The following is a 3,793-nucleotide window of genomic DNA, read 5'->3' as shown; positions in this document are numbered from 1 at the left end:
TGTGGGAGCAACTGTCTTGCTCAATTTCTAAAAGCTGGCGCCTTCCCTGTGGGAGCGGGCTTGCCCGCGAACACGGGCGAAGCCCGTGCCATCCACCACGGTGTTGGCTTCGCGGGCAAGCCCGCTTCCACGCGGCTCACGCTGCGTTCTGGATTTACGTTGTACTTTCAGGCTGCGGTAGCACTAGATCGAGCCATGATGTACCCGTTCTGAGCATGGCATTTAACCGCACGATGAACGTTCTCATGCAGGCCACGATAGCGACTTTGGGAAGTTTTCCGCGCTCCCGCAGTGACTGATAACGAGCCTTGAGTGCTGGGTTGTATCTCATCGCCACAAGGCATGCCATGTACAGCGATCGCCTGACCGCAAATCGTCCGCCAGAGATAGAGCGCTTGCCCATGAATTTCCCACTGTCGTGGTTGAAGGGCGCCACTCCGACCAGGGAGGCAATTTCTCTGGATTCAACCCGACCCAGCTCCGGCAGCAGCGCTACTAGCTTGCCCGCTGTCACCATCCCAATGCCTTTCACTTTAATCAGTTGGGTAACCCGTTCGTCGTTCAGCATCGCGGTTTGCTGTTCGATCTCACGCTCAACCAGTTTGATCTGCGCTTTGAAGTGTTTCAGGTTGGCATTCAGGTAGTTAGCAACTGCAGTCGATTGCACCTGCTTCAGGCGCCGCAGGTCGTCATCTCGCTGTTGAACCAACCGATCACGTTGCTGAAGCAACTCTCGCAGAAGCGCTCGTTCGGGGCTGATTCGCAGGGAGGGTTGATCTGGAATGACTTCGGCATAGTGCGCCAGAACCTCGGCGTCGATGGCGTCAGTCTTGGCCTTGATGCCTAGAGAGTCAGCGAATGACCTGGCTCGCCTGGGATTAACGCGTATGACCTTGTAGCCAGCGTCCTGTAGAAAACGCATGACATCTCGCTCGTAGCCACCCGTCGCCTCTAACAGGACGCGCTTGATACTGAGCTTGCGAAGGCTCTCCAGTAGCGCCTCAAAGCCTGTGGGATCATTGCTTAAATGCATTTTGATGCCCTGTGGCCGCACCGCAGCATCAAGGGAGAGACTGGAAACATCGATACCCAAGAAGGAAGCCATCACCAAAACCTCCTAAACTCAACACAGTGAGAGGACTTTGGCTTGGCCCACGCTTGTGATTCGAGATCAGAGCCGCATCCAACTGTTCGGGCTCTCGCCAAAGTGGAACGGTGAATGGCAGCTTGTGCTCCCACACGTGCTCAAGGCACCTACGGCATTCAGCTTGCCATTCACCGCTCTCACTCCAGATTCTAATCCCCCATCAAGACACAAGCGGCCTTGTGTCGCGATTGGGCTGCAACGCAGCCCCCGGGATCGATCAGGCGACCGGCGTCTGCTGCCGGACCTGGTACTGGTTGCGCACCGGCGTCGCATACTGCAACACCAGGTACGGCCGCTGCTCTTGCGGGCAGGCATCCAGACGCCGTTGCCATTCTTCCTTGGCCTTGGCCAGCTCATCCGCCGGGAACACCTTCTCGGCGCTTGGCACCTGCAGGGCTTCGTCCTTGCCTTCCCACATCGCATACGCCAGGTAATGCACTGGGAACAGTCGGTAGCCCCCCAGAATCTGCCGGTCAATCTCTGCCGCCAGCTGTTTTGTGTCTTCGTGGTACTCGGTTACCGGCGGCGCGAAGTTGATGTGGACTCGGCCCTTGTAGCCGGTAATGCCTTTAGCAATGCTGTTGTCATCTTCGCCCGGCGCCTTCTTGTAGGTGCCGGTTGTGGCACGGATGTACAGCTCGCGGGCCTTGGCCTGATCGCACGGGTCGTATTCGTAGCTGATCGACACCGGGGTCAGGTTCAGGCTCTGGATAACCGCACCGAACGGCTCGTCCTTGCGGCTCATGTGGAACATCTTGAGGATCGCCGAGTCGGTACGGTCGTCACCGTCCTTGGCCCGACCTTCGGCCTGGGCAATCCAGATCGAGGTGGCATCGTTGCGGATCGAGTGGTTGATGTAGGCCGATAGCAGTTGGTAGGCAGCCAGTTTTTCGCGCCGCCCGCTGATCGAACGGTGCACGATGAAGCTCTTGTTCAGGCGCATCATGTCGCTGACAAAGGGCTTTTGCAGCAGGTTGTCGCCAATGGCGATGCGCGGCGTGGGCAGGCCGGCGTGGTACACGGCATAGTTGACGAAGGCCGGGTCCATGACGATATCACGGTGGTTGGCCAGGAACAGGTAGGCGGTGCCTGCCTTGAGCTGTTCCACACCCGAATAGGTGACGCCGTCGGTGGCGCGATCGATGGTCTGGTCGACGTAGTACTCGACTTTGTCCTGCAGGGTCGAGACACAGGTAACGCCGGCGAATTCCTTGCGCAGGCGGCGTGCGATCAAGGGCTTGAGCAACCAGCCGAGAGCACCGGCCGCACGCGGAAAGCGGAAGTGAGTGAGGATATCGAGGAATGCCGGGTCGCTGAGCAGGCGTGCCAGAACGGCAGGGACCTCAGCGTCGTCGTACGGTCGGATGGCATCGAATTCGCCCATCATGCTCTCTTGTTGGAAACGGCTAGGGTAATAAGGTAGGGACGGGCTCCGAAAAACGGCTCGGACGCACACAGACCCTGTAAACAGACCGGCAATTATACGCATAAGTCACTGCGGAGGCCGCGATGCTGGAAACCGACTTCTATGATTGCCCTTATTGTGGCGAACGTGTGGAAACTACCGTCGATCTGTCTGCGGGCGACCAGGTTTATACCGAGGATTGTCAGGTGTGCTGCCAGCCTGTGGTGTGCATTCTGCAGGTGCATGGTGACGAATGGATGCTTGAAGTCCGCCGCGAGGACGACGCCTGATGCAGCGCATCTACGAACCGGAAAGCCTGCTCGAGGCGCAAATGCTGGCAGGCATGCTTGCCAGCGAGGGGATCGATGTACACGTGGTCGGCCGTGACCTGCTCGGTGCCGCCGGCGAGCTGCCCTTGCAGGGCCTGTTGGGGCTTATCGTGGCTGATGAGCAGGCCGAATGCGCACGGCAGCTGATCGATGCGTACAATGATGCCCAGCCACTGGTTGGCGACGAGCCGGAGCATGTCCCCGGTACCTTGATCTGCTAGGTTCTGAATTCCCCCATGTGTGGACGTTATGCCCTGTTTCGCTGGCCCCAGGCCCTTGCCAGTCTGCCGGGTTTTCCCGTCGGCCAGCCGGCCCAATGGAATATATCGCCAGGGGCATCGGTGCTGATCCAGCGCCAGCTTGATGGCCAGCAGCAACTGGCAAAGGCGCGCTGGGGGTTGACCCCGGCCTGGCTCACCGACCTGTCCCGTACCCCTGCCCATGCCCGGGCCGAAACGCTGGCCGAGCAACCGATGTTTCGCGATGCATTTCGCCAGCGTCGCTGCCTGATGCCGGCCAACGGCTTTTACGAATGGCGTGGCAACGTGCGCAAACGCCCGTTCTGGTTGACCCCGGGGGAGGGCGCGTCGCTGTATTTTGCGGCGGTGTGGGAGGCCTACCCGGTGCAGGACCAGGTATGGTTGAGTTGCGCGGTGGTGACCCAGGCGGCCATGAACCAGCGTCGGCCGCTGATACTGGACGAGGCCGGACAGGCGGCCTGGCTCGACCCGGACACGCCGGTTACCCGCTTGCACGAGCTGCTGGCCAGCCCACCTGCGACGTTGCGTGAGCGGGCCTTGGCCAATTTCGTCAATGACCCGAAGCTGGATGCGCCGGAGTGTCTTACCCCGGCTTGATGGGGGGCTGTGCCGGCCCTTTCGCGGGCAAGCCCGCTCCTACAATGATCGTGTT

Annotated in this window: 5 protein-coding genes; 3 read left to right on the top strand and 2 right to left on the bottom strand. The window is 60.0% G+C overall.

The window, feature by feature from the left end; genetic code table 11:
• Positions 1–154: 154 nt before the first annotated feature.
• Together ACTJJN_RS26900 and ACTJJN_RS26895 are read right to left on the bottom strand one after the other, a co-directional pair.
• Positions 155–1,105, bottom strand: a complete 951-nt coding sequence (locus ACTJJN_RS26900) for an IS110 family transposase (protein WP_004577666.1) — start codon at positions 1,103–1,105, stop codon at positions 155–157.
• A 259-nt stretch (positions 1,106–1,364) separates the two neighbouring features.
• Complete coding sequence (locus tag ACTJJN_RS26895; protein ID WP_003247351.1) at positions 1,365–2,534, bottom strand: 1-acyl-sn-glycerol-3-phosphate acyltransferase; 1,170 nt, start codon at positions 2,532–2,534, stop codon at positions 1,365–1,367.
• Between the two features lie 122 nt (positions 2,535–2,656).
• On the opposite strand from ACTJJN_RS26895, the gene ACTJJN_RS26890 reads away from it, so the two are divergent.
• The 3 genes from ACTJJN_RS26890 to ACTJJN_RS26880 are packed head-to-tail and all read left to right on the top strand — an operon-like array spanning position 2,657 to position 3,738.
• Positions 2,657–2,842 carry a CPXCG motif-containing cysteine-rich protein gene (locus ACTJJN_RS26890; RefSeq protein ID WP_003247349.1) on the top strand — a complete coding sequence of 62 codons (186 nt, stop codon included), beginning with the start codon at positions 2,657–2,659 and terminating at the stop codon, positions 2,840–2,842.
• The gene (locus ACTJJN_RS26885) at positions 2,842–3,102 is read left to right on the top strand and encodes a putative signal transducing protein (protein ID WP_003247348.1); all 261 of its coding nucleotides are present in this window, start codon (positions 2,842–2,844) and stop codon (positions 3,100–3,102) included. Before ACTJJN_RS26890 ends, ACTJJN_RS26885 begins: the two co-directional genes overlap by 1 nt.
• A 15-nt stretch (positions 3,103–3,117) precedes the next feature.
• Positions 3,118–3,738 (top strand): SOS response-associated peptidase, encoded by a 621-nt coding sequence (locus tag ACTJJN_RS26880; protein WP_003247346.1) that lies wholly within the window; start codon positions 3,118–3,120, stop codon positions 3,736–3,738.
• Positions 3,739–3,793: the final 55 nt, after the last annotated feature.

This window comes from Pseudomonas sp. 22515 (genome assembly GCF_052044625.1).
Classification (GTDB): Bacteria; Pseudomonadota; Gammaproteobacteria; order Pseudomonadales; family Pseudomonadaceae; genus Aquipseudomonas; species Aquipseudomonas alloputida.
Note: the sequence above shows the minus strand (reverse complement) of the source record. Positions and strands in the feature narration are given on the sequence as shown.

What these genes read in the sequence shown, in the direction of transcription:
- ACTJJN_RS26895 (WP_003247351.1), bottom strand. Translation starts at nt 2,534, where the DNA reads ATGATGGGCGAATTCGATGCCATCCGACCGTACGACGACGCTGAGGTC.
- ACTJJN_RS26880 (WP_003247346.1), top strand. Translation starts at nt 3,118, where the DNA reads ATGTGTGGACGTTATGCCCTGTTTCGCTGGCCCCAGGCCCTTGCCAGT.
- ACTJJN_RS26890 (WP_003247349.1), top strand. Translation starts at nt 2,657, where the DNA reads ATGCTGGAAACCGACTTCTATGATTGCCCTTATTGTGGCGAACGTGTG.
- ACTJJN_RS26885 (WP_003247348.1), top strand. Translation starts at nt 2,842, where the DNA reads ATGCAGCGCATCTACGAACCGGAAAGCCTGCTCGAGGCGCAAATGCTG.
- ACTJJN_RS26900 (WP_004577666.1), bottom strand. Translation starts at nt 1,105, where the DNA reads ATGGCTTCCTTCTTGGGTATCGATGTTTCCAGTCTCTCCCTTGATGCT.